The sequence below is a fragment of the Nonomuraea sp. NPDC049486 genome, from assembly GCF_040676925.1.
In the GTDB taxonomy this organism is placed as follows: domain Bacteria; phylum Actinomycetota; class Actinomycetes; order Streptosporangiales; family Streptosporangiaceae; genus Nonomuraea; species Nonomuraea ferruginea.
On the sequence record NZ_JBFAPV010000005.1, the window covers coordinates 215,798 to 239,692 of the forward strand.

20 protein-coding genes are annotated in these 23,895 nt (G+C 71.3%); 9 read left to right on the forward strand and 11 right to left on the reverse strand.

What is annotated here, in order from left to right; genetic code table 11:
- The first annotated feature begins 23 nt into the window (after nt 1-23).
- The 3 genes from AB0K05_RS17090 to AB0K05_RS17100 all read left to right on the forward strand — a co-directional run bounded on the left by AB0K05_RS17090 (nt 24) and on the right by AB0K05_RS17100 (nt 3,785).
- Complete coding sequence (locus AB0K05_RS17090; protein ID WP_219543167.1) at nt 24-1,208, forward strand: thiolase family protein; 1,185 nt, start codon at nt 24-26, stop codon at nt 1,206-1,208.
- The gene (locus tag AB0K05_RS17095; protein WP_364229981.1) at nt 1,205-3,310 is read left to right on the forward strand and encodes a 3-hydroxyacyl-CoA dehydrogenase NAD-binding domain-containing protein; all 2,106 of its coding nucleotides are present in this window, start codon (nt 1,205-1,207) and stop codon (nt 3,308-3,310) included. The genes AB0K05_RS17090 and AB0K05_RS17095 overlap by 4 nt, the downstream gene beginning before the upstream one ends.
- A 94-nt stretch (nt 3,311-3,404) precedes the next feature.
- The gene (locus AB0K05_RS17100; RefSeq protein ID WP_148030347.1) at nt 3,405-3,785 is read left to right on the forward strand and encodes an SSI family serine proteinase inhibitor; all 381 of its coding nucleotides are present in this window, start codon (nt 3,405-3,407) and stop codon (nt 3,783-3,785) included.
- A gap of 36 nt (nt 3,786-3,821) precedes the next feature.
- On the opposite strand, the gene AB0K05_RS17105 is transcribed toward AB0K05_RS17100, so the two are convergent.
- Both AB0K05_RS17105 and dxs read right to left on the reverse strand, forming a co-directional pair.
- Complete coding sequence (locus AB0K05_RS17105) at nt 3,822-5,288, reverse strand: amino acid permease (RefSeq protein ID WP_364229983.1); 1,467 nt, start codon at nt 5,286-5,288, stop codon at nt 3,822-3,824.
- Nucleotides 5,289-5,366: 78 nt separating this feature from the next.
- Entirely contained in the window at nt 5,367-7,247 is a 1,881-nt protein-coding gene (gene dxs, locus AB0K05_RS17110) for a 1-deoxy-D-xylulose-5-phosphate synthase (RefSeq protein WP_246639193.1), read from the reverse strand.
- Nucleotides 7,248-7,395: 148 nt separating this feature from the next.
- On the opposite strand from dxs, the gene AB0K05_RS17115 reads away from it, so the two are divergent.
- Both AB0K05_RS17115 and AB0K05_RS17120 read left to right on the forward strand, forming a co-directional pair.
- Nucleotides 7,396-8,247, forward strand: a complete 852-nt coding sequence (locus tag AB0K05_RS17115; protein WP_271277583.1) for a neutral zinc metallopeptidase — start codon at nt 7,396-7,398, stop codon at nt 8,245-8,247.
- A 103-nt stretch (nt 8,248-8,350) separates the two neighbouring features.
- On the forward strand, nt 8,351-9,130 hold the full coding sequence (locus AB0K05_RS17120; RefSeq protein WP_219543162.1) for a neutral zinc metallopeptidase: 780 nt from the start codon (nt 8,351-8,353) through the stop codon (nt 9,128-9,130).
- Here the strand turns inward: AB0K05_RS17120 and AB0K05_RS17125 are convergent.
- The 4 genes from AB0K05_RS17125 to AB0K05_RS17140 all read right to left on the reverse strand — a co-directional run bounded on the left by AB0K05_RS17125 (nt 9,127) and on the right by AB0K05_RS17140 (nt 13,611).
- Entirely contained in the window at nt 9,127-10,362 is a 1,236-nt protein-coding gene (locus AB0K05_RS17125) for an ROK family transcriptional regulator (protein ID WP_219543161.1), read from the reverse strand. The two genes, AB0K05_RS17120 and AB0K05_RS17125, sit on opposite strands and share 4 nt — an antisense overlap.
- A gap of 35 nt (nt 10,363-10,397) precedes the next feature.
- Nucleotides 10,398-11,660, reverse strand: coding sequence for an ABC transporter permease (locus AB0K05_RS17130; RefSeq protein WP_364229986.1), 1,263 nt, complete (start codon nt 11,658-11,660; stop codon nt 10,398-10,400).
- On the reverse strand, nt 11,657-12,409 hold the full coding sequence (locus AB0K05_RS17135) for an ATP-binding cassette domain-containing protein (RefSeq protein WP_148030340.1): 753 nt from the start codon (nt 12,407-12,409) through the stop codon (nt 11,657-11,659). Before AB0K05_RS17135 ends, AB0K05_RS17130 begins: the two co-directional genes overlap by 4 nt.
- A gap of 80 nt (nt 12,410-12,489) precedes the next feature.
- Complete coding sequence (locus AB0K05_RS17140; RefSeq protein WP_219543159.1) at nt 12,490-13,611, reverse strand: substrate-binding domain-containing protein; 1,122 nt, start codon at nt 13,609-13,611, stop codon at nt 12,490-12,492.
- A gap of 308 nt (nt 13,612-13,919) precedes the next feature.
- Between AB0K05_RS17140 and AB0K05_RS17145 the strand changes: the two genes are divergently transcribed.
- Complete coding sequence (locus tag AB0K05_RS17145) at nt 13,920-15,689, forward strand: thiamine pyrophosphate-dependent enzyme (protein ID WP_364229989.1); 1,770 nt, start codon at nt 13,920-13,922, stop codon at nt 15,687-15,689.
- Between the two features lie 3 nt (nt 15,690-15,692).
- On the opposite strand, the gene AB0K05_RS17150 is transcribed toward AB0K05_RS17145, so the two are convergent.
- The 3 genes from AB0K05_RS17150 to AB0K05_RS17160 all read right to left on the reverse strand — a co-directional run bounded on the left by AB0K05_RS17150 (nt 15,693) and on the right by AB0K05_RS17160 (nt 19,673).
- Nucleotides 15,693-16,139: a PPC domain-containing DNA-binding protein gene (locus AB0K05_RS17150; protein ID WP_148030337.1), complete on the reverse strand. Its 447-nt coding sequence runs from the start codon at nt 16,137-16,139 to the stop codon at nt 15,693-15,695.
- A gap of 100 nt (nt 16,140-16,239) precedes the next feature.
- The gene (locus tag AB0K05_RS17155; protein WP_364229991.1) at nt 16,240-16,701 is read right to left on the reverse strand and encodes a hypothetical protein; all 462 of its coding nucleotides are present in this window, start codon (nt 16,699-16,701) and stop codon (nt 16,240-16,242) included.
- 137 nt (nt 16,702-16,838) lie between these two features.
- Nucleotides 16,839-19,673 carry a BTAD domain-containing putative transcriptional regulator gene (locus AB0K05_RS17160; RefSeq protein ID WP_364229993.1) on the reverse strand — a complete coding sequence of 945 codons (2,835 nt, stop codon included), beginning with the start codon at nt 19,671-19,673 and terminating at the stop codon, nt 16,839-16,841.
- A 317-nt stretch (nt 19,674-19,990) separates the two neighbouring features.
- Here AB0K05_RS17160 and bla point away from each other — a divergent pair, with 317 nt between their 5' ends.
- Nucleotides 19,991-20,860, forward strand: coding sequence for a class A beta-lactamase (bla, locus tag AB0K05_RS17165; protein WP_271277595.1), 870 nt, complete (start codon nt 19,991-19,993; stop codon nt 20,858-20,860).
- A gap of 16 nt (nt 20,861-20,876) precedes the next feature.
- On the opposite strand, the gene AB0K05_RS17170 is transcribed toward bla, so the two are convergent.
- Both AB0K05_RS17170 and AB0K05_RS17175 read right to left on the reverse strand, forming a co-directional pair.
- Nucleotides 20,877-21,605: a sulfite exporter TauE/SafE family protein gene (locus tag AB0K05_RS17170; protein WP_148030333.1), complete on the reverse strand. Its 729-nt coding sequence runs from the start codon at nt 21,603-21,605 to the stop codon at nt 20,877-20,879.
- A gap of 86 nt (nt 21,606-21,691) precedes the next feature.
- Nucleotides 21,692-22,525 carry an SDR family NAD(P)-dependent oxidoreductase gene (locus tag AB0K05_RS17175; protein ID WP_364229995.1) on the reverse strand — a complete coding sequence of 278 codons (834 nt, stop codon included), beginning with the start codon at nt 22,523-22,525 and terminating at the stop codon, nt 21,692-21,694.
- Between the two features lie 80 nt (nt 22,526-22,605).
- Between AB0K05_RS17175 and AB0K05_RS17180 the strand changes: the two genes are divergently transcribed.
- Nucleotides 22,606-23,013, forward strand: a complete 408-nt coding sequence (locus AB0K05_RS17180; protein WP_364229997.1) for a helix-turn-helix domain-containing protein — start codon at nt 22,606-22,608, stop codon at nt 23,011-23,013.
- 45 nt (nt 23,014-23,058) lie between these two features.
- The gene (locus tag AB0K05_RS17185) at nt 23,059-23,817 is read left to right on the forward strand and encodes a neutral zinc metallopeptidase (RefSeq protein WP_364229999.1); all 759 of its coding nucleotides are present in this window, start codon (nt 23,059-23,061) and stop codon (nt 23,815-23,817) included.
- Nucleotides 23,818-23,895 lie beyond the last annotated feature (78 nt).

Below are 23,895 nucleotides of genomic sequence, written 5' to 3' on the forward strand. Positions count from 1 at the left end.
GTCCAGCAACGAGGAGCTGATCCGTGCCTTCCTCTCGTGACGTCGTGTTCGTCGACGGCGTGCGCACCCCTTTCGGCAGATCCGGGCCGAAGGGGCTGTATGCGGAGACCCGCGCTGACGACCTGGTCGTGCGCGTCATCCGCGAACTCATGCGGCGCAACCCCGCCCTGCCGCCCGAGCGGGTGGACGAGGTCGCCATCGCCGCCACCACCCAGATCGGCGACCAGGGCCTGACCATCGGCCGCTCGGCGGCGGTGCTGGCCGGGCTGCCGAAGTCCGTGCCCGGCTACGCGATCGACCGGATGTGCGCGGGCGCGATGACCGCGGTGACCACGGTCGCCGGCGGCATCGCCTTCGGCGCCTACGACGTGGCCATCGCGGGCGGCGTCGAGCACATGGGGCGCCACCCGATGGGCGAGGGCGTCGACCCGAACCCGCGGTTCCTGTCGGAGAAGCTGGTCGACCCGAGCGCCCTGGTCATGGGCATGACGGCGGAGAACCTGCACGACCGCCATCCCACGATCACCAAGGAGCGCGCCGACGCGTACGCGGTGCTGTCACAGGAGAAGGTGGCCAAGGCGTACGCGGACGGCAAGATCCAGCCCGACCTGGTGCCGACCGCGGTGCGCACGGCGGAGAAGGGCTGGGGCCTGGCCACCCAGGACGAGGCGCCGCGTCCCGGCACCACCCTGGAGGCGCTGGGCACGCTGAAGACGCCGTTCCGCCCGCACGGCCACGTGACGGCCGGCAACTCCTCGGGCATCAACGACGGCGCGACCGGCTGCGTCGTGGCGGCCGCCGACGTCGCCGCGGAGCTCGGCCTGACGCCGAAGATGCGGCTCGTCTCGTACGCGTTCGCCGGTGTGGACCCGGAGGTCATGGGCGTCGGCCCGATCCCGTCCACGGAGCGCGCCCTCCGCCTGGCGAATCTCGAAATGTCGGACATTGGGCTGATCGAGATCAACGAGGCGTTCGCCGTCCAGGTCCTCGCCTTCCTGGAACACTTCGGCCTCGCCGACGACGACCCCCGGGTGAACCCGTACGGCGGCGCGATCGCGTTCGGCCACCCGCTGGCCTCCTCCGGCGTACGGCTGATGACGCAGCTCGCCCGCCAGTTCGGCGAGCGCCCCGACGTGCGCTACGGCATCACCACCATGTGCGTCGGCATGGGCATGGGCGGCACCGTGATCTGGGAGAACCTGGCATGAGCACTCTGGACACCTGGCGCGCGCTGCTGACCGAGCGGGCCACGGACGAGGTCGTCACCAAGGCCCTGGTCCGCGACGTGGAGCTGCCCGGCGGCGCGGGCACGATGGCGCTGATCACGCTCGACAACGGCTTCGACCACACCAAGCCCAACACGTTCGGCCCGCACGGCCTGTTCGCGCTCAACGGCGCGCTGTCGGAGATCGCCGAGCGGACCGACCTGGCGGCGGTGGGCGTCACCGGCAAGCCGTTCGTGTTCGGCGTCGGCGCCGACCTGAAGGGCGCGGCGGCGCTGACCACCCGTGAGGAGGCGCTGGCGATCGGCGCCCTGGGCCACCACGTGTTCCGCCGGCTGGGCGAGCTGGACGTCCCGTCGTTCGCGTTCGTCAACGGCGCGGCCATGGGCGGCGGCCTGGAGGTGGCGCTGCACTGCACCTACCGCACGATCTCCTCGGGCGTCCCCGCGGTGGCGCTGCCGGAATGCTCGCTCGGCCTGGTGCCGGGCTGGGGCGGCACGCAGCTGCTCCCCCGCCTGACAGGCCCGGCAAACGCGATCAAGCTGATCGTGGAGAACCCGCTCGCGCAGAACCGCATGACCAGGGGCCGCGAGGCGTTCGAGCTGGGCGTCGCGGACGCCCTCTTCGAGCCGGCCGACTTCCTGGAGGAGTCGCTGCGCTGGGCGGCCCGCGTGCTCACCGGCGAGGTGACGGTCGAGCGCCCCGACCACACCGCCGCCGACTGGGACAAGGCGGTCGCCGACGCCCGCTTCCTGGTCGACATGAAGCTGCACGGCGCCGCTCCCGCGCCGTACCGGGCGCTCGACCTGATCGCGCTGGCCCGTACCGCCTCCCGCGACGAGGGCTTCGCCGCCGAGGACGAGGCGCTCGCCGACCTGCTGCTCAGCGACGAGCTGCGGGCCGGTCTCTACTCCTTCGACCTGGTGCAGCGCCGGGCCAGGCGGCCCGCGGGCGCGCCGGACGCGTCGCTGGCGCGCAAGGTCACCAAGGTCGGCGTCGTCGGCGCGGGCCTGATGGCCTCGCAGATGGCGCTGCTGTTCGCCCGCCGGCTGCAGGTCCCGGTCGTGCTGACGGACCTCGACCAGGCCAGGCTCGACAAGGGCGTCTCGTACGTGCACGCCGAGGTCGACAAGCTGGCCGGCAAGGGCCGCGTCTCGCCCGACCAGGCCAACCGGCTCAAGGCGCTGGTGACGGGCTCGCTGACCAAGGACGCCTTCGCCGACGCCGACTTCGTGATCGAGGCGGTCTTCGAGGACCTGGCGGTCAAGAAGCAGGTGTTCGCCGAGGTGGAGGCCGTGGTGCGGGCCGACTGCGTGCTGGCCACCAACACCTCCTCGCTGAGCGTCACCGCGATGGGCGAGGACCTGGCGCACCCGGAGCGGCTGGTCGGCTTCCACTTCTTCAACCCGGTCGCGGTCATGCCGCTGCTGGAGATCGTCAGGGGCGGCGCGACCGACGATGCCACGCTGGCCACCGCGTTCACCGTCGGCAAGGCGCTGAAGAAGTCGTCGGTGCTGGTCAAGGACGCCCCCGCGTTCGTCGTCAACCGGCTGCTCACCCGGTTCATGGGCGAGGTCATCGGGGCCGTGGACGAGGGCACCCCGCTGGAGACGGCCGAGCACGCGCTGGACCGGCTCGGGCTGCCGATGACGCCGTTCGCGCTGCTGCAGCTCGTCGGCCCGGCGGTGGGCCTGCACGTGGCGGAGACGCTGCACGAGGCGTTCCCCGACCGGTTCGGGGTCTCGGCCAACCTGGCCAAGCTGGTCGCCGCCGGCAAGCCGGGCGTGTACCGGCCGGACTTCTCGCTGGACGAGGAGGCGGTCGCGCTGTTCGCGGGCGGCTCCGGCGTCGCGGACGGGCCGTCCACCGCCGATCAGGTACGCGTGCGCGTGCTGAGGGCGCTGGCCGGGGAGATCCGGATCATGCTGGACGAGGGCGTCGTGGCGGCGCCGCAGGACATCGACCTGTGCATGATCCTGGGCGCCGGCTGGCCGTTCCACCTGGGCGGCATCACCCCGTACCTGGACCGCGCCGGTCACTCGCCGTCACGGTTCCTGCCGCCGGGAGTCGCCTCGCTCCCCGCTTGACCTGCCTTTGGGGAGGCTCGCCCGGCGGGCCTCCCTCCCGGTCGTCACTCTCCGTCGTAGCCTCTGATGCCGTGTGCTACGAAGGGAAAAGATCATGATGAAGGCGTTCGGCGCGATCGCGCTGTGCGGGTCCCTCCTGACGGTCCCGGCCCCGGCGGTCGCGGCAAGCACGCCGGGAGCGGTCCTGCGGATCCTGGTCACGGTGAAGAACGGTCCCACGCGGACGGCCACGCTCACCTGCCGTCCGGCGGGCGGCACCCACCGGTCGGCGAGCGCGGCCTGCAAGCTGCTGGCGCGGGCCGGCGGCGATCCGGCCCGGCTGGTGGGCAGCTCGAAGGCCGCCTGCACGCGCGAGTTCCGGCCCGCCGCCGTGGTCGTGACGGGCCGGTGGCGCGGCGAGCCGATCTCGTTCGGCCGGATGTACTCGAACGCGTGCCTGATGAAGTCGGCAGGCGGGGCGCTCTTCACGCCCTGATCCGCGGGTCTCGGCGGGGGCGGCTCCGGCCGCCCCTCACGACCGCCGGTCGGGCCCGGCCACCATGCTGTGGCGGTAGCCGTACGCGAAGTAGAGCACCGCGCCGATGACCATCCAGATGAGGAACCGGAGCCAGGTCTCGACCGGCAGGTTCAGCATCAGGTAGAGGCAGGCGAGCACCGATAGGATCGGCAGCAGCGGCACCAGCGGCGCCCTGAAGGCCCGCGGGAGGTCCGGACGGGTGCGCCGCAGGATGATCACACCGGCGGACACCACCACGAACGCGAAGAGCGTGCCGATGTTCACCAGCTCGGCCAGCGCGCTCAGGGAGATGAACCCGGCCAGCAGGGCGGCGACCACGCCGACGATCGCGGTGAGCAGCGCGGGCGTGCCGGTCCTCGGGTGGACCTTGGCCAGCGGGCGCGGCAGCAGCCCGTCGCGGCACATGGCGAACAGCACCCGGGTCTGCCCCAGCATGAGGATCATCACCACGGTGGTCAGGCCGGCGATCGCGCCGATGCTGATGAGCGCCGCCGCCCAGGGCTGCCCGACCGCGGTGAACGCGTCGGCCAGCGGCGCGGCGGTGCTCAGCTCCGTGTAGGGCTGCATGCCCACCACCACCAGCGAGACCGCCACGTACAGCAGCGTGCAGATCACCAGCGAGCCGAGGATGCCGCGCGGCAGGGCGCGCTGCGGCTCGATGGTCTCCTCCGCGGCGGTGGCCACGATGTCGAAGCCGATGAAGGCGAAGAACACGATGGCCGCGGCGGTGAAGATGCCCAGCACGCCGAACGCCACCGGCGTGATGCCGAAGAGCACCTGGATGAGCGGCGCCTGCACGCCCTCCACCGCCGGGGTCGGCTGCGGCTCGGGGACGAACGGCGTGTAGTTGGCCATGGAGATGAAGAACAGCCCGGCCAGGATCACCAGCAGGACGACCGTGACCTTGATGATCACGATGACCAGGTTGACCCGGGACGACAGCTTGATGCCGGCGATCAGGACCGCGGTGAGGATGAGCACGACGGCCATCGCGGGCACGTCCACCACGGGGTCCTCGCCCGCGATCGACGGGGGCAGGTGCACGCCGGCCGAGGTGAGCAGCGCGCTGAAGTAGCCTGACCAGCCGACGGCGACCACGGCGGCTGCCAGCGCCATCTCCAGCAGCAGGTCCCAGCCGATGATCCAGGCGGGGAACTCGCCCAGCGTGGCGAAGGAGAAGGTGTAGGCCGATCCGGCCACGGGGATCGTGGAGGCGAACTCCGCGTAGCACAGCGCGGCCAGCCCGCACACCACCCCGGCCACCACGAACGAGATCGCCACCGCCGGCCCGGCCATCTCCCTGGCGACCTGACCGGTCAGCACGAAGATGCCGGTGCCGATGATCACACCGATGCCGAAGACCGTCAGGTCGACGGCGGTGAGACGCTTGCGGAGCCGGTGCTCGGGCGCCTCGGTGTCACGGATCGACTGCTCGACACTCTTCGTGCGAAAGATGTCCACGGTCGGTGATCCTTCCCGGGTCCGGGGCGATCATGCGAGGTGCGGAATCTCACGTGAGCGTAACCCGGGAAGGCTCTCCTACGAAGGACTGACGACCTGCGAGCTGCGCTTGGCGACCGCCTCGGTGATCTGGCGGGCGAGGTCCTGGCCGTTGAGTCCGATCCGGCCGAGGATGACGGCCCGCTTGGCGTGGTCGAGGAAGCGCTGCGGGATGCCGAAGTTGCGCACGGGCACGTCGACGTCGGCGTCGCGCAGCAGCCGCGAGACCGCGTCGCCCACGCCGCCGACCCGGCCGTTGTCCTCGACGACGGCGACGAGCCGGCGTCCGGCCGCCGCGCCGATCAGGGCCTCGTCGAGCGGCTTGACCCAGCGCGGGTCGACCACCGTGGCGCTGATGCCCTGCGCGTCGAGCAGGGTGGCGGCCTCCAGGCAGACGTGCGCCATCGGGCCCACGCCGACCAGCAGCACGTCGGGGTCGGAGGTATCGGGGTCGCGCAGGACGTCCATGCCGCCGAGCTTGCGTACGGGCTCGATCGCCTCGGCGACGGGGCCCTTGGGGAAGCGCAGCACGGTCGGCCCGTCGGTGACGGCCACCGCCTCGCGCAGCAGCTCGGTCAGCCGCTCGCCGTCGCGCGGGACGGCGAGCCGCAGGCCGGGCACGACCTGGAGGATGGAGAGGTCCCACATGCCGTTGTGGCTGGCGCCGTCGTCGCCGGTCACGCCGGCCCGGTCGAGCGCCACGGTGACGGGCAGCCGGTGCAGGGCGACGTCCATGAGGAGCTGGTCGAAGGCGCGGTTGAGGAAGGTGGCGTAGACGGCCACGACCGGGTGGAGTCCGCCCATGGCCAGGCCGGCGGCGCTGGTCAGGGCGTGCTGCTCGGCGATGCCGACGTCGTAGGTGCGGTCGGGGAAGGCGTCGGCGAAGCGCGCCAGGCCGGTCGGGTGGAGCATCGCGGCGGTGATCGCGACCACGTCCTCGCGCTCCTTGCCGAGCCGGACCAGCTCGTCGCTGAACACGTCGGTCCAGATGCGGCCCTTGGGCTTCTCGGCGCCGGTGGCGCGGTCGAAGGCGCCCGGCGAGTGGAACTGGTCCTCGTCGTGGTTCTCCGCCGGGCTGTAGCCGCGGCCCTTCTGGGTGAGCGCGTGCACGATGACCGGGCCGCGGAAGCCGCGGGCTCTGCGCAGCGCCGCCTCCATGGCCTGCTCGTCGTGGCCGTCGATGGGGCCGACGTACTTGAGGCCGAGGTCCTCGAACATGACCTGCGGGGCGATGGCGTCCTTGACGCCCTTCTTGAGGCCGTGGAGGGCGTCGTAGAGCACGGGAACGTTCCCGAGCTTCTCCTTCACGAACTCCAGCGCGTCCTCGTAGCGGCGGTCGACGCGCAGCGACGACAGGTGGGAGGCGAGGCCGCCGATGGTCGGCGAGTAGGAGCGCCCGTTGTCGTTGACCACGATGACGACCGGCAGGTCCTTGACGGCGGCGATGTTGTTGAGCGCCTCCCAGGCCATGCCCCCGGTGAGCGCGCCGTCGCCGATCACCGCGACGGCGGTGCGGTCGCGCTCGCCGCGCAGCTTGAACGCCTTGGCCAGGCCGTCGGCGTAGGACAGGGCGGTGGAGGCGTGGGAGTTCTCCACGAAGTCGTGCTCGGACTCGGCCTGGCTGGGGTAGCCCGACAGGCCGCCCTCCTGCTTGAGCGCGCCGAAGCCGGCCACCCGGCCGGTGAGCAGCTTGTGCACGTACGCCTGATGACCGGTGTCCCAGATGACCGGGTCGCGCGGCGAGTCGAAGACGCGGTGGATCGCGATGGTGAGTTCCACCACACCGAGGTTGGGGCCGAGGTGGCCGCCGAAGCGCGCGCACGAGTCGACGAGCAGGTCGCGAATCTCACCCGCCAGCAGCGGCAGGTCTCCCGCCGCGAGCCGTTTGACGTCGTGCGGTCCCTTGATCGAGCCCAGCAACCCGCTCACGGATTCGGCTCCCCTCTGCTCTTGTTCGCCGACTGGGACGAGTCTAGTTCGCCGATGCCGCACTAGACCCATCGACTTAAATCCACCCACATTTGTCAGCTCTTGACCTAGTCTTTGGCACATTATGAACACTCTCCCCATGAAGAAACTGGCGTCACTCACGGCGGCCGGCGTGGTCATCACGCTGGCCGGCACGGGGACGGCGGTCGCACAGACGCACAGCGCCCAGCCCGGGGTCCAGCAGGTCACGAGCCGGCCCGCGGCGGCGCAGCAGGTCGCGGCCCTGCAGGCCGCCCCCAAGTCCGCGGCGACGAACAGCCGGCTCTACCGGACCGGCCGCCTGGCCGCCACCAACTGCTCGCCGGGCGAGATCCAGCGGGGCAGCACGGCCGCGTACAAGCGCTTCCTCCAGCGGATGACGAACTGCCTGAACAAGGCGTGGGCCACCCAGTTCCGCAAGGCGAACCTGCGCTTCAGCAAGCCGAGGCTGCGCATCGTCACCAGGAAGGTCAACAACGCCTGCGGGCGCTGGGTCTCGGGCGCCGCCGGCGTGTACTGCAGCGCCGACCGCACCATGTACATGCTGATCACCAAGCGCGAGCTGCGCGACCCGTTCGCGGTCGGCATCGCCCGGCTGATGGCCCACGAGTACGGCCACCACGTCCAGCAGCTGGCCGGCATCTCGAACTACTACTTCCAGGCCAGGCAGCGGGCCAGCCGTTCGGCCCAGCTGCAGCTGTCGCGCCGCCACGAGCTCCAGGCCGAGTGCTTCTCCGCGGTCTTCATGCGGACGATCGCCCACTCGCTGCCGGTTCCCCAGGAGCACTGGGACCACACCGTGAACTGGTTCCGCGAGAACGGCCACAAGGGCTGGGCGCAGAACGACCACGGCAAGGGCCGGAGCCAGGCTGCCTGGATGGAGCGGGGCTACAACTCCGCGCAGCCGGGCTCCTGCAACACCTGGAAGGCGTCCTCCAGGGCGGTCGCCTGACGTCGTGACACACGGCCGCGTCACCGGCGCGGCCGTGCCTTCCACGGCCGAATGCCAAGGTTGCGTAAACAAAACACCATGAACTGGTCTAAGATCCGCGATCGTGCGTATTCCCCTTATCGCAGTGGCGTCCTGCATGATCGCGGGTCTGGGCCTCACGGGTACGGCGAGCAGCGCGGCGGCCGCGAGCACCACCGCGACCGCCGCGCTGCCGGCCGTCCTCACCAAGAACAAGATCTACCGGTCGGGCACCGCGGCCCCCATGTCCTGCGCGACCTCCGAGGTCAGGCCGGGCAGCGCCGCCTCGGTGAAGAGGTTCCAGCAGGAGCTGGCCCGGTGCGCCAACCGCTTCTGGGCCGCCCGGTTCAAGGCCGCGGGCCTGCGCTACAGCCCGCCCAAGCTGCAGATCACGACCGGAAGCCGCTCGGTCTGCGGGAAGATCACCACCAACGGCGCGCAGTACTGCCCGCAGCAGCGCACCGTCGCGATCCGGATCATGAAGCGTGACCTGCGCGACCAGATCAAGCTGAACCTCGCGCACTCGGTCGCGCACGAGTGGGGCCACCACGTACAGGAGCTCACCGGCATCCTGGACGCGCAGAACACGCTCTACTGGCGCTCCGGCAAGACCCGGCGCGCGGCGCTGAGCCGCCGGCTGGAGATGCAGGCCGAGTGCTTCGCCGGTGTCTTCTACCGGTCCACGCTCGACACGCTCAACTCCGACATCACCTGGGCGCAGTGGATCGACGGGGTGAAGCGGAGCCGCGAGAGCGAGATCCACGGCAAGCCGCGCAACCTCGCCTACTGGCAGGACCGCGGCTACGACGCCGGCTCGGCCGGCGCCTGCAACACCTGGACGGCGCCGAACGCGCGGGTCGCCTAGCCGCCCGCCCTGGCCAGCACCTCCAGCGGGTCCGCGAGGACGTGGGCGAAGGCCAGCTCGGCCGCGCCCACCAGCGTCGCGTCGTCGGCCAGTGCCGAGGTGCGCAGCCGCAACCGTTCGCGCTGGGGTGTCATGGCGTGCAGGGTCAGCTGGCTGCGCACCCGCGCAGCCGAGCCGAGGTAGATCTCCCTCAGCATGCCGCCGAAGATGACCATCTCCGGGTTGAAGATGTTGATCAGGTTGGCGACGCCCAGGCCGAGCCAGTCGCCGACCCGCTTGAGCGCCTCCTGGGCCACGATGTCGCCCCGGTCGGCGGCGTCGACGACGGCGCGCACCGCCTCCCGGCCGTGCTTGCCCTGCTGGGCGTCCCCGTTCTGGTCCGCCTTGGCCCGGCCCGCCGCCTCCAGCAGCGCCCGCTCCCCCACCTCGGCCTCCAGGCAGCCGTGCGAGCCGCAGCCGCACGCCCGGCCGCCGGGGTTAACGACCATGTGGCCGACCTCGCCGCCGTAGCCGTCGTGGCCGCCCAGCAGGTGGCCGCCCGCGATGATGCCGCCGCCGATGCCGACGTCGCCGTGCAGGTAGATGAGGTCCTTGACGGACACGCCCAGGCCGCGGCTGTGCTCGGCCAGCGCGCCCAGGTTGGCGTCGTTGCCCACGCTCACCGGCAGGCCGAGGCCGAGCCTGCGGCCCAGTTCCTCACCGAACGGCACCTCCTGATGGGGTTTCATCAGGTTGGGGCCGAAGGTGATGACGCCGTCGCCCTTGCGCACCCCGCCGGCCACGGCCGCGGCGGCGCCCACGCACACGGTGTCGGGCCTGGTCTTGCGTCGCATCTGCCGGGCGAACCCGGCCAGCGCGCCGACCAGCTCCGGCAGCTCGAACGGGCCGCGCCGGCGTGGCAGCTCCCGCCGGTCGAGGATCACCCCGCCCAACCCGACACGGGCGGCCACGAGCCGGTCGGGCCCCACGTCGAACGCGAACACGTACACCCGCGACGACTCGGGACGGACCACCAGGGAGGGCCGCCCGGCGCGGCCGGTCTCGCGCGGCAGCTCCTCGCGCACCAGCCCGGCCGCCGTCAGGTCGGAGGTGAGCGCCATGATGGTGCTGCGGTTGAGCCCCATCCTGGAGGTGAGCTCGGCGCGCGAGATCGGCCCGCCCAGATGGACATGACGCAGCAGCGCGCCGAGGTTGTGGCGCCTGATGTCCTCCTGGGACGGACCGGCACGCATAGGCTGTGGTTCCTTCAACGGGTGGAAGTCGCTGATCACCTTAGACCAGCGGCGGAGGCCCGTTTGCGCGCGATGGCGTCCACGCCCGCGGCGAGCAGCAGCACCGATCCGGTGACCAGATACTTCACACTCGCTCCGTACCCCATCAGGCCCATCCCGTTCTCGATGACCGCCACCACGGCGCCGCCGAGTATGGCGTCGAGCACCCTGCCCTTGCCGCCGAACAGGCTGGTGCCGCCGATGACGGCGGCGCCCACCGCGTAGAGCAGCACCGAGCTGCCGCCGGTGTTCGGGTCGACGGAGCTGGCCCGCGAGGCGGCGATGATGCCGCCGACCGCGGCCATCGAGGAGCAGATGACGAACGCGGCGACCTTGATCCGGTCCACCGGGATGCCGGCCCTGCGGGCCGCCTCCGGGTTCCCGCCGACCGCGTAGATGTGCCGGCCGAACGCGGTACGGTGCAGCACGAACGTCCACAGCACCAGCAGCGCCAGGATGATCGGCACCACGATCGGCACACCGGTCAGCGAGGTGAGCAGCGGGTTGCGGCTGCGCTCCAGGTTGAGCACGTACACCGCGAGGCCGCCGATGACCACGAGCGCCCCCACCCGGGCGGCGATCAGCGACATCGGGTCGGCCACCAGGCCGCGCGCGGTGCGCTTCCTGGCCCGGAGGAGCTGGATGCCCGCGTAGACCGCCACGCAGACCGCGAACAGGGCCCAGCCGAGCCACGGCGGCAGGTTCCTGGTGGCGATCGCGACGATCACGTCGTCCCTGATCGAGATGTTCGTGCCTTCCCTGACCAGCACCAGCACCAGGCCCTGGAAGGCGAGGAACGCGGCCAGCGTGACGACGAACGACGGGATGCCCACCTTGGCGACCAGGCCGCCGAGCGTGACGCCGATGACCACGCCGGTGACGATCGCGGCCAGCACGCAGACGTACCAGGGCAGGCCCAGGCTGGTGAGCGTCACCGCGAGCACCGCCGCGCAGACGCCGCTGGCGAACCCGGCCGACAGGTCGATCTCGCCGACGAGCAGCACGAACACCAGGCCCATCGCGATGACCGTGATCGCGGCGCCCTGGGTGAACAGGTTGGCGAAGTTGATCGCCGTGAGGAAGGCCGGCCGGGCGACGGCGAACACCGTGCAGAGCACGATCAGCCCGAGCACCGCGGGCAGCGCGCCCATGTCCCCGCCGCGCACCCGCTCGGCGTAGGCGCGGACGCTGAGGCCGATCGACGGCGACGTCTTCGCGGCGGCGATCGCGTCGCCGGGCAGTTCTTTGACCTTGTTCATTGCGTGATCCCCAGGTCTCCGCTGCGGCCGGATGTGATCAGTTCGACGACCTGCGCGTGAGTCACGTCGGCGGTGCGGACCTGGGCGGCCATCCTGCCGAGGTAGAGGGCCGCGATCCTGTCGGACACCGCGAACACGTCGTTCATGTTGTGCGAGATGAGCACGACGGCCAGGCCCTTGTCGGCCAGCCTGCGCACCAGTTCGAGCACCTGCGCGGTCTGGGCGACTCCCAGCGCGGCGGTGGGCTCGTCGAGGATGACGACCTTGCTGTTCCACAGCACGGCCTTGGCGATGGCGACGGTCTGGCGCTGGCCGCCGGACAGGCTGGAGACCTGCTGCCTGATCGACTTGACCGTGCGGACCGACAGGCCGGTGAGCGTCTCCTGGGCCTGTTCCTCCATCGCGGCCTCGTCCAGCATGATGCCCCGGCGGCGTTCGCGGCCGAGGAACATGTTCTGGACGATGTCGAGGTTGTCGCAGAGCGCCAGGTCCTGGTAGACGATCTCGATGCCGAGCGCCGCCGCGTCGCGCGGGCCGTGCACGTGCACCGGCTTGCCGTCGAACAGGATCTCACCCGAGTCGATCGGGTAGATGCCGCCGATGCACTTGACCAGCGTCGACTTGCCGGCGCCGTTGTCGCCGACCAGTGCGGTCACCTCTCCGGCGTTGGCCGAGAACGCCACGTCGTGCAGGACTTGCACGGGACCGAAGCTTTTGTCGATCCCGCGGACTTCGAGCAGGGGGGTCATGGGGCTCCCTCACGAGGGGCACGGCCCGCGCCCCTGAGCGCGAGCCGTGCCTTCTACCGGTTCTACGAGGTGCCTGGTTGTTACTGGATTCCCGCCTCGGTGCACTTGTCGGCGAAGTCGCCGGTGCACAGCTCTTCCTTGGTCACGTAACCGTCGGCCACCACGTCCTTGACGTTCTCGGCGTAGATGGCCTGCGGGTCCAGCAGCTCGGCGGGGACGTCCTGGCCCGTCTCCGGGTCCTTGACGCTGCCGCTCGCGGCCGGCTTCTCGCCCTTGGCCAGCGCGACCGCGAGCTTGGCGGCGGCGTCGGCCTCCTTCTTGACGGCCTTGTAGACGGTCATGCACTGGTCGCCCGCGAGGATGTTCTGCAGGCCCTGCACGGTGGCGTCCTGGCCCGTGACCGGCACCTTGCCGTTGAGGTTGTTCTTCTTCAGCACGGTGATGGCTGCGTTGCCGAGGCCGTCGTTGGCGGAGAGCACGCCGGCGATCTTCGGCTCGCTGGTGAGCATCTGCTCGAAGAGGGTGCCGGCCTGCGTGTTGTCCCAGTCGGGCACGGACTGCTCGGGACCCTTGACGTACTCGCCGGAGTCGAACTTCGGCTTGAGCACGCCGTCGTAGCCCTGCTTGAACAGCGTCGCGTTGTTGTCGGTCGGCGAGCCGTTCAGGTAGGCCACGATGGGCTTCTCCGCGCCCTTGTCGGCCAGGCACTTCGACAGGCCCTCGCCCTGGAGCTGGCCCACCTTCTCGTTGTCGAAGCTGACGTAGTAGGCGGCGTTGCCGCCCAGCGTCAGGCGGTCGTAGTCGATGGTGGCCACGCCCTGCGACCTGGCCTTGTCGATCACGGTCTTGCCGGTGCCGCTGTCCAGGTTGACGATCATCAGGACGGTGGCGCCGTTCGTGATCATCTGGTCGGCGATGGTCTGGAACGCGGTCTTGTCGTTCTGCGCGTTCTGGATGTCGTACTCGACGCCGGCGGCCTCGAAGGCCTCCTGCAGGTACTTCCGGTCGGCCGTCTCCCAGCGTGCGGACGACTTGCTGTCGGGCAGGATGACGCCGATCTTGCCTGCGGCCGGCTGTGAAGCCTCCGCCGAAGCCTCTGCCGAGGTCGTCGTGGAGGTCTGACCGCCGTCGCCCCCGCAGGCGGTGAGACCGAGAGTTAGTGCGGCCGCCGCGGCGGTCAGACTGAGGATCCCCTTGCGCATGGGTGCAGGGTCCTTTCTTCCGGAGGGGCCCGGATGAATGTTGTTTGCGGCAACGTATTCCGGTACGGCCTGCTTTGGAAGACCTCTCGGAGGGGGAGTTTGTTGTTTCCGGTAACAATCCAGAAACGCCAGGGACGCCGGATCGACACCTCGGCCCAGGTCGCCACCTGGTCGTGGGGGCACGGGCTCGGCGTCGGTCCAGCCCGAGGCGAGGACCACCTCCGTCCTGCCGCCATATCTGCCGATCCGGAGATTTCTTTCCCGCCTGCCCGATGTTTGGGTGGACCCTCTGGGGCACTGCGGCAGGTATGGCTACGATCGCATCCGAACTGCTCATCGAACGCCTGGCCGAATGGGGCGTCGACACGGTCTTCGGGATACCGGGCGACGGCATCAACGGCATCATGGAGGGCCTGCGGCGCCACTCCGACCGGGTCCGGTTCGTGCTCGTCCACCACGAGGAGGCCGCCGCGTTCATGGCGGCCGGGCACGCCAAGGCCACCGGCCGGATCGGCGTCTGCCTGGCCACCAGCGGCCCCGGCGGCATCCACCTGCTCAACGGCCTGTACGACGCCAAGCTGGACCACCAGCCGGTCCTGGCGATCACCGGGATGCAGGAGACGAGCGTGCTGGGCACCGGCTACCAGCAGGAGGTCCACCTGCAGCACCTGTTCGCCGACGTCGCCGAGTACAACCTCGTCGTCGACAACCCGGCCCAGCTGCCCGGCGTCGTGGACATCGCGATCAGGACCGCCTACGCCCGGCGCGGGGTCGCGCACCTGACCCTGCCGAACGACGTGCAGATCGCCGAGGCGGGCGCCGACCCCTACCCGCAGGTCGCGCCCGCGCGGCCGCCGGCCACCGCCCCGGTCTACCTGAGCCCGCCGGGCGTGCCCCGCGCCGAGGACCTGCAGGCCGCCGCCGACGTGCTCAACCGGGCCGAACGCCCGGCGATCCTGGCCGGGGCCGGAGCCCTGCACGCCCGCGCCGAGGTGCTGGCCGTGGCCGAGACCCTCGGCGCACCGGTGATCAAGACGCTGCCCGGCAAGGCCGTCATCCCCGACGACTCGCCGTACGCGGTGGGCGGGATCGGCCTGCTCGGCACCCGTCCCGGCGAGGAGCTCGTCGAGGACTGCGACACCCTGTTCATGATCGGCACTAACTTCCCCTACACCAGGCACCTGCCGGAGCCGGGGGCGGCGCGGGTGGTCCAGCTGGAGGCGGACCCGGTCAGGGCGGGCGTGCGGCTGCCCACCGAGGTGCCGATGATCGGCGACGCCAAGGAGGGCCTGCGCGCCCTGCTGCCGCTGCTCAAGCACGCCGGCGACCGCGCTCACCTGGCCAGGTACACCGAGCTGATGAACGCCTGGCGCGCCGACATGCGGGCGCTGGAGTCGCCGCGGCGCTCGCCGATCGCGCCGCAGTACCTGATCAGTTGCGTCGACCGGGCCGCGACCGGCGACGCGATCCTCACCTGCGACTCCGGCACCATCGCCACCTGGGCCGCCAGGCACTGGACCATCCGCGGCGACCGCGGCTTCTACCTCTCGGGCAACCTGGCCACGATGGCTCCCGGGCTGCCGTACGCGATCGCGATGCAGCACGCGTTCCCCGGCCGGCAGGTGATCGCGTTCGTCGGCGACGGCGGCTTCGCGATGCTGATGGCCGAGTTCCTGACGGCGGTCCGGCACCGGCTGCCGATCAAGGTGGTCATCAACAACAACAACGCGCTCGGCCAGATCCTGTGGGAGCAGATGGTGCTCGGCTACCCCGAGCACGGCGTGCGCTTCGCCGAGCCGGTCGCCGACTTCTCGGCCTGGGCGCGCTCCTGCGGCGGGTTCGGCAGGAAGGTCACCGATCCGGGCGAACTGGACGAGACCGTCCGCGCGGCGCTCGCGCACGACGGACCGGCCCTGGTGGACGTCGACGTGGATCCCGACGAGCCGCCGATGCCGGGCAAGGTCTCCTACGAGCAGGCCAAGAAGTTCGCGGAGGCGTTCCTGCGCGGCCAGCCCCGCAGGGCGTCCATCGCCTCCACCCTGTTCAAGGACAAGATCTCGCAGCTGCGTTCCGGCTGAGCCTCAGCCGGACGACGGCAGGTCGATCAGGCAGAGGCCGGTCTCGGGGTCGTGGCGCTTGCGCAGCCAGACCGGCGACTCCCGCACGATGACCTCCAGCGTGGGCCAGACCGTGGCCTCCAGGAGGTGGCCGCCCCGGGTGGCGCCGTCGCGCAGGCCGACGACCGCGTGCGCGTGGATCTGCGGGCGCCCGTCGGCGACCGCGATGTCGCCGGTCAGGCTCAGGACCTCGACCTGCTCCCTGACGGGGATGCGGAGGTAGCCGCCGCGCTCCGGGTCGAAATAGCCGAGCGTGGCTCCGCTGAACGCGCCGATCGCGGTGAGCGAGGCCGCAGTGACCTCGTGCTCCTCCGCCCAGCGCTGCAGCTCGGCCATGGCCTCGTCGCCCTTGTCCATGATGATCGCGTGCACGCTCACGCCGTCGGAACTCGTCAGAACTCGTGACTTCATGCGGGAGCGCCTGCCCGGGCCCGGCGGGCCTACGCATGCGCCGGAAGAGCGCCGGGAGCGCCCGTCGAGGCACTCCCGGCGATCAGCGCTGGAGAAACGTTCACCAGTACGGGTTCTGGTACTTCACGCTCTCGCCCCACCTGATCTGACCGGTGGGCGGATAACGCAGGCCCACCGCGACTTTGATGGTGTAGAGGCGGGTCTTGTTGATGGTCTCGTCGACGAACTTCTTCGTCAGGTAACCGCAGGTCTCCCTGCGGAAGGTGCTGGCGCCGGGGAACCCGTCGTTGACGGTTACCGACACCATCGCGCACCAGCCGTCGACCTGCGTGTCGTGAACATGTCCTCTGAGGAACACCTCCCTCTGGGAGTGGAAGATGAGCCACGCGGAAAGGTGAGGCTCCGGCCCGGCGAAGTTCCCGGCGTAGTCGACCCCGTTGTGCGCGACCAGGTTGAAGTGGCGATGCTCCTCCGCACTGGACGGGGTCGCCGTGAAGAGCACGAGAGTGAGGGCGCCGAGCGCGGCTCCCGCGGTTGAACGGATCCGTCGCGACCAGGTCATCTGGCTTCGTCCTCCCGATTTCGTCCAGTGGTCCGCCCGGAGGCCTCCGGCTGGACCAGTGTGCGACGCGGGGGTTATCGCGACGCTTATGCGCGGGCTTTGCACGCTCGTGCCCGGCGGGTGCCGGGGAGTGCGGCTCAGTCGCCGGTATGGAGCTTCGCGCGGACTCGTCCGGCGCCGGGGTGGCCGAGCTCGTCCAGGATGGCCAGCGCGTCGCGCCAGGCCTGTCGCGCCGGCTCGTCGCCGCGCAGGGCCGCGTACGCGTCACCGAGGTGAACGAGCGTCTCCGCCTCCGTCACGGGGTCCAGCCCCGTCCGCAGGAGAGCGAGGGCCCGGCGGTAACAGGTGACGGCCTCGTCGTGGCGGCCGAGACGGTGGTGGGCGTACCCGAGACTGTCCCAGGCCCCGCCCTGCGCCCGGGGGTCGCCGATCCGCTCGAACAGGGCGAGCGCCTGCCGGCAGCATCGCACGGCCCGGTCGCCTTCGCCGAGCTCGGCGTACAGCCGGCCCAGCCCGTCGAGCGCCTCGGCCTGCCCGAACAGTACGTCAGCGGCGCGGTACAGGTCGAGGGCGAGTCGCGTGTGACGGACGGCCTCGCCGAACTCGCCGCGCTGCCCGTGGATCCAGGCGAGCGTGTGGTGCGCCTCCGCCTGCCCCCGCTCGTCCGCGCGGTCCGCCGCGAGTTCCATGGCCCGCCCCGCATGGGTCCGGGCCTCGTCGTACCGGCCGAGGCTGCAGAGCGCGCACCCCAGGGCCAGGTGCGACAGAACCTGCTGGAGAACATCGCCCAGTCGCTCCGCCGCGGCGAGAGCGACGCGCTGCGTCCCGGCGAGGTCGTCCCACTGAGCCTGCCAGTCAAGGTGGTTCTCAAGAGTCCAGGCGATCCGCCACGCCGCGGTGTCGAACCGCTCGGCCGCCGCCCGCCCGACGGCCGCGAGCAGAGCGGGACGCTCGTCCGAGAACCAGGTCCGCGCCTGCCGGTCGTCGGTGAGCTCGTCAACCGTGACCCCGTGGGCGGGATCGCCGAACTCGATCGCGCTGCGCGCCGGGTTGATCAGCAGCGCCGCCCGATGGCCCGTGTGCGCGTAGTGGTCGAGCACCCGGCGCAGCGCCTCGCGCGATCCGGCGCCGGTCTCCTGGTCCCGGACGAGTTCGCCGGCGTAGGCGCGGAGCAGGTCGTGGAAGCTGAAGCGGCCCGGACGGTGCTCGACGAGCAGCTGGGCGGCGGTGAGGGTGTTCAGCAGGGGCCGGACCTCGGCGACCGGCACGCCGGCGAGCCCGGCGGCCGCGGCGACGGAGACGTCCGGGCCCGGGTGCAGTGCCAGAAGCCGGAAGAGCCGGGCCGCGCCCGCCGGGAGCCTGGTGTAGGAGAGCGAGAAGACCGCTCTGAGGTCGGTGGCGGGATCGGTGCCCGCGAAGGCGTCGAGGGCGGCCGCGGCGTCGCACAGCTGCCCGGCCAGCGCCCGCAAGGGGAAGCCGGGCTGGACGGCGGCGCGGGCGGCCATCACCGCCAGCGCGAGAGGGAGCCGCGCGCAGCGGGAGACGATGGTGTCGACGGCCTGCGGCTCGGCGGCGACCCGATCGTGGCCGAGCCGGCGCGCGAGCAGCTCACGCGCCTCGGCACCGGTGAGCAGGCCGAGACTGACCGGCCGGGCGGCCTCGGTCGCGACGAGGCCGGCAAGACGGTCGCGGCTGGTGATCAAGGCGAGGCAACCCGGTGAGGCCGGGAGCAGGGGCCGTACCTGTTCCTCGTCCCGGGCATTGTCCAGCAGGACGAGCACGCGCTTGCCGGACAGCAGGCTGCGGTAGAGCCCTGCCTGGGCGTCGACGTCGGCGGGGATCCGCCGCGGTGAAACCCCGAGGGCATCGAGACATCGGCGCAGCGATTCGGCCGGCGTCAGCGCGTGACCGGCCGGGTCGAAGCCCCTCAGGTTCACGTACAGCTGACCGTCGGGAAAACGGCCGGCGACCCGGTGCGCCCAGTGCACCGCCAGCGCGGTCTTGCCGATGCCGGCCGTACCGGACACGGCCGAGATCACCACGGCCCGCGGGGCGGGGCTCTCGTCGTCGGGGAGCAGGCCGTCGAGCAGCTTGACCTGCTCGTCCCGGCCGACGAAGTCACCGGTGCCCGCCGGAAGCTGGCGCGGGACGACCGGCGTCTCCCTGAGCCCGTGCCCGCCGGACGGATCCGGTGGTGCCGGTGGGCTCGAAGCCGGCGGGACGTCCAGATCGGGTGCGCCGGCGAGCATCCGCCGGTGCAGCCGTCGCACGCTCGGGCATGGCTGGACCCCCAGCTCCTCGTCGAGGAGGCGGTACAGCCGCTGGTACTCCTCCAGAGCCTCGGCCTGGCGGCCGGACCTGTACAGCGCGAGCATGAGCCGTTCGCGTAACGACTCGCGCAGCGGATGTCCGGCCACCAGCGCCGTCAGCTCGCCGGCCAGCTCGGCGTGGCGGCCGAGCGCGAGATCGGCGTCGATCCTGTCGTGCAGGACGGCCAGTCGTCGCTCCTCAAGCCGTGGCCGCTCGAGGATGACCAGCGGGCCGGTCGTGTCGCCGCACGCCGGACCTCGCCACAGATCGAGCGCGGCGCCGAGGTCACGAGCGGCGTCGGACGGCCTGCCCTCGACGAGCGCGGCGCGGCCACGCTCGGCGAGGCGCTCGAAGGCCGCGACATCGCTCGCCGCCTCGTCCAGCCACAGGACGTAACCCGCCGAGCGACGCACGAGCGGGGACGCTCCGGTGGCGTCCTCTCCCAGCACCCGGCGCAGCTTGGACACCGCCTGCTGGACCTGGTTGGCGACCGTCGCGGGCACGGCGTCGCCCCACAGCGCCGCGATCAGCCGGTCGAGGGGTACGACGCGGTTGGCGTTGAGCGTCAGGAGCGCGAGCAGCGCACGGTGCTTCGCACCGCCGAGCGGCACCGTCGCCCCGTCCCTGCGGACCTCGACGGGTCCGAGAATGCGGATCTCCATGCTCCTGTTCTCCCCAACGTCGTCATACGTACCGAGCCGGTCGGCGGTTCCCGGTCAGGCGATGGCGAAGGAGATCCACCGATCTGGGGACGACGACGGTCGATCAGGATGAGGCCGGTCATGAGGCCACGCCTACCTGCTCTCATGATGTTCCCGATATCGACGGGGTACCGATATCACTATTGGACAGCTTGCCGGAACCTCTGGTCTGCTCGTTCCCGTACGAGATCGAGATCTGAATCAGGGGCTTTGACATGCAGCGCTACTTCCGGAGAACCCGAGCCAAGCTCGCATTCTCCTTCCTGACGTTGTCCGCAGTGCTCGCCGGAGGCGCCTGGGGACCGCAGGCCGCCGTCGCCGCGCCGGCCGGCCGCGAGGACGGCGTCCGCGCGGAGCTGCGCCGGCTCGAAGCCTCCTACCAGGGACGCATCGGCGCCTTCGCCATCGACACGGGCACCGGCAAGACCTTCGGCCACCGGGCCGGCGAGCGGTTCCCGAGCAACTCCACGTTCAAGGCCGTCCTGTGCGGCGCGATCCTGGACAAGGCCCGTACCAAGGACCCCGGCCTGATGAAGCGCGTCCTCCGCTGGACGAAGAAGGACGTCGTCGACCACTCCCCCGTATCCGGCCTTCCGGAGAACATCAGAAACGGGATGACCCCGGATCGGCTGTGCCACGCCACCATCACCCAGAGCGACAACACCGCCGCCAATGTGCTGCTCAAGCAGATCGGCGGGCCGGCGGGCATGACCCGCTACTACCGCTCGCTCGGCGACCGGGCCGGACGGCTCGACCGATGGGAGACCGAGCTGAACGACTGGAAGCCGGGCGAGAAGCGCGACACGATCACGCCCGCGTCGATGGCCCGCGACCTGAAGAAGATCACTGTCGGGGACGCCCTGGTGGCGGCCGACAGGAAGCGGCTGACCGACTGGATGCGGGCCACCGAGACGGGGAAGGAGCGCATCTTCGCCGGTCTGCCCAAGGGCTGGACGGCAGGCGACAAGACGGGCACGGGCGGCGTGTACGGGACCGCCAGTGACATCGCGATCGCCTGGCCGCCGTCGGGCGCCCCGGTGATCATCGCCGTCTACATCCAGCGCCCCTCCGCCGACGCCGAGGTGGACAACGGCGTCATCGCCAGGACCGCCTCTCTCCTGGTACGAGGGCTCGGCAAGGCCTCCTGACCCGCGTCCGGCGGGCTCACGCGCCCGCCAGGCTCTGGCCGACCAGGACGACGGCCGACACCGCCGCCACCACGAGGACGGCGATGCGGACCTTGCCGCCGTCGAGATAGCGGCGCAGCGGGCCCGAGACGAGGAAGCCGGCGATCATCGGCAGGACGAGCACCGCGCCCGCGCCCAGCGCGCGGGCGGGCAGGTGGCCGACCAGGGCCAGGATGACCAGAGACTGGGCGGCGCTCAGGAAGAAGAACATCGCCAGCGTCGCCCGGATCTCCGGCCCCTTGGCGGTCTGGTAGACGAGGGCGATGGGTGGCCCGCCGATGCCGGTGGCGGTGCCCGTGATGCCGGAGACGAAGCCCGCGGAGGTGATCGTGAACCCGTTCCGCGGCAGGCTCACCGCCCGCGCCGTGAGGATCACCGCGACGAGCACCATGGCGCCCACGAAGATGCCCAAGTGGTGGATCGAGATGTAGACCACGATGGCGGCGCCGATGACGCTGCCCGGCAACCGGCCGAGTACCGCGAAACCCAGCCCCCGCCAGTCCACGCGCCGCCACTCCACCGCCAGCGTGAACAGCGGCAACGTCATGTTCGTCACCTGGATCGCGCCCGGCATCAGCGAAGGGTCCAGCAGCGTCAGCACGGGAGCCGCCACCAGGCCCATCCCGAAGCCCACGCTCCCCTGGACCACCGCCCCCACGAAAACCGCCAAACTGCCGACCAGCAGCACTAACGTCAGATCATCCATGCGGACTACTCCATCATGCTCACCCTCCGTCGCCCCACCTGGCACGAAGTGATGATCTTCCGCGGGCGACGCGATCGGCGACCGGGTCATCCGGGAGAGCCGGCGACGGCCTTCAGCAGGTCCCCGGTGTACGCGGCCAGCCGGTCGGCGTCGTCCGGATCCAGCGTACGCAGCGACAGCGGGACCGGTTTTCCGCGGTCGACGGCGGTGAGCGGGGCCGGCGGCGGGGCGTCGATCCACGCCACGACGGGGGCCACGGCGTCGGCCACCGGCCGGGCGAAGAGCCGGCCGAGCGTCTTGAGCCCGGCGCGGACCAGCGGGTTCGGGTGCCCGTCCAGGCCGCTGCGGGTGAACCCGGGGTGATAGAGCACGTATCTGGCGCGGCTTTCCGCGTGCCGGGCGAACGCGACGCCGAGCAGGTCGTTGGCCCGGCCGGCCTGGAGCTGGGCGCGTACCTGACCGTAGCCGCGGGTGAGCTGCGGGTCGTCCCAGAAGATCCGGCCCGTCGTGACGCCGACGCCGGCCACGTTCACCACGACCGGATCGGGCGCGGCGTCGAGCAGCGGGCGCAGGCCGTGGCTCAGCAGGTAACGGCTCAGGTAGTACAGGGCGAACGTGGACTCCAGGCCGTCGGCGGTCTCCAGACGGCGGGCGTTCACCCGGTTGGCGAACAGCGCCAGCGCGTCCACCGTCCCGTGGCGCCCGGCGATCTCCGCGATCGCCCGGCGCGTTTCGGCGATCGACGACAGGTCCGCCCGCAGGAACCGCAGGCGATCGCTGTCCGCCTCGGCCAGCAGGGCGCGGCCCTTGGCGGCGCTGCTGCCGATCACGGTGACCTGGTCGCCCCGCGCCAGCCGGGCCAGCGCGGTCGCGCGGCCCATCCCGTCCGTGCCCCCGCTGATGATCACATTCTTCGGCATCGTACGCCTCCCCCGTAAGGTCAGATCATGGCCCGCCCATCCTGGGCGGATCCGGGCAGAGGGCGAAAGAAGGCAGTTTCATGTCCGATACGCACACCGATGTTCCCTCCGCGCTCGCGTACGAGCTGCCGCGCCCCGTGCCGGCGGACGAACTGGCGGCCTGTCCTGCCGGTGAGGTGTTCCGGCGCGTCGGGGACAAGTGGAGCGTGCTCCTGGTGGTCCTGCTCGGCGGGCGGCCGCACCGGTACAACGAGCTGCACCGCGCCGTCGAGGGCATCAGCCAGCGCATGCTCACCCGTACGCTGCGCGGCCTGGAGATCGACGGGCTGGTACGGCGGGAGGTGCTTCCGACGGTGCCGCCGAGCGTCGAGTACAGCCTGACCCCGCTCGGCCGGTCCCTGCTGGTCCCCCTCTCGGCGCTGGCGGACTGGGCGGTACGGCACGAGGGTGACATCAGGCGGGCCAGGAGCGACTCGACAGGCCGATGAGGGCCCGGACCGGCGGGGGCCGCGGATCCTCTAGGCTGCGTGATCGTGCGAGTCCGATCTGCGTTCCTGGGGCTGTGCGTGGTCGCCGCGACAGCCGTGCCCGCCTTGCCCGCGCACGCGGCCCCGTACAAGGACCCGTTCGACGGGAGCGGGAAGCTGGCGCGGGTGGTGTGCCCCGAGCCGGCGATCACGTACGGGGGGATCCCGCGGACGCGCGAGTATCTAGCCACAGTCGTGAAATGTCTGGATAAGTCATGGAAGGCGCACTTCGCCGCCGACCGGCGCCCCTTCCGCAAGCCCGCGGTGCGCTTCTACGACGAGCCCGGGCGGCGCGTGTGCGGCGTGCCGTGGCCCGAGAGCGCCGCCGCCTTCTACTGCACCAACCGCCGCGTCCTGGTGTTCCCGCTCACCGGCGACTGGATCGAGAACCGCACGGACCTCTACCCGCTGAAGGTCGCCGCCCACGAGTACGGCCACCACCTGCAGTCGCTGACCGGCGCCCGGCGCCACTACGAGGCCGGGGTCAAGGCGAGCCCCGGCCGCCAGGCCGAGCTGGGCCGCCGCTACGAGCTGCAGGCCGACTGCCTGTCGGGGGTGTTCCTGGGGGCCGTGTGGAGGTCGCTGGAGCGTACCGGCGACGACTGGGCGGCGCTGCTCGACGCCACCCGCGCCAGCGGCGACGACGAGCACCGGCGCAGCCACGGCGCGGGCGCCACCCGGGTGCGCTGGCTCAAGCGCGGCCATCACGCCGTCTCCCCCTCCGCCTGCGACACCTGGTCCGCCCCGCCCTCGGCAGTATCCTGACGTGGAGAGCCGCCCGGCGACGGGTGTGTCGCCGGGCGGCGTCTCGTGGGCACGGGTGATCCCCCGATTCGGGCGTGA

What these genes read in the sequence shown, in the direction of transcription:
- AB0K05_RS17150 (WP_148030337.1), bottom strand. Translation starts at nt 16,139, where the DNA reads ATGAAGTCACGAGTTCTGACGAGTTCCGACGGCGTGAGCGTGCACGCG.
- AB0K05_RS17115 (WP_271277583.1), top strand. Translation starts at nt 7,396, where the DNA reads ATGAAGAAACTGGCGTCACTCACGGCGGCCGGCGTGGTCATCACGCTG.
- AB0K05_RS17155 (WP_364229991.1), bottom strand. Translation starts at nt 16,701, where the DNA reads ATGACCTGGTCGCGACGGATCCGTTCAACCGCGGGAGCCGCGCTCGGC.
- AB0K05_RS17140 (WP_219543159.1), bottom strand. Translation starts at nt 13,611, where the DNA reads ATGCGCAAGGGGATCCTCAGTCTGACCGCCGCGGCGGCCGCACTAACT.
- AB0K05_RS17095 (WP_364229981.1), top strand. Translation starts at nt 1,205, where the DNA reads ATGAGCACTCTGGACACCTGGCGCGCGCTGCTGACCGAGCGGGCCACG.
- AB0K05_RS17175 (WP_364229995.1), bottom strand. Translation starts at nt 22,525, where the DNA reads ATGCCGAAGAATGTGATCATCAGCGGGGGCACGGACGGGATGGGCCGC.
- AB0K05_RS17145 (WP_364229989.1), top strand. Translation starts at nt 13,920, where the DNA reads ATGGCTACGATCGCATCCGAACTGCTCATCGAACGCCTGGCCGAATGG.
- AB0K05_RS17180 (WP_364229997.1), top strand. Translation starts at nt 22,606, where the DNA reads ATGTCCGATACGCACACCGATGTTCCCTCCGCGCTCGCGTACGAGCTG.
- AB0K05_RS17170 (WP_148030333.1), bottom strand. Translation starts at nt 21,605, where the DNA reads ATGGATGATCTGACGTTAGTGCTGCTGGTCGGCAGTTTGGCGGTTTTC.
- AB0K05_RS17100 (WP_148030347.1), top strand. Translation starts at nt 3,405, where the DNA reads ATGATGAAGGCGTTCGGCGCGATCGCGCTGTGCGGGTCCCTCCTGACG.
- AB0K05_RS17130 (WP_364229986.1), bottom strand. Translation starts at nt 11,660, where the DNA reads ATGAACAAGGTCAAAGAACTGCCCGGCGACGCGATCGCCGCCGCGAAG.
- AB0K05_RS17135 (WP_148030340.1), bottom strand. Translation starts at nt 12,409, where the DNA reads ATGACCCCCCTGCTCGAAGTCCGCGGGATCGACAAAAGCTTCGGTCCC.
- AB0K05_RS17160 (WP_364229993.1), bottom strand. Translation starts at nt 19,673, where the DNA reads ATGGAGATCCGCATTCTCGGACCCGTCGAGGTCCGCAGGGACGGGGCG.
- AB0K05_RS17125 (WP_219543161.1), bottom strand. Translation starts at nt 10,362, where the DNA reads ATGCGTGCCGGTCCGTCCCAGGAGGACATCAGGCGCCACAACCTCGGC.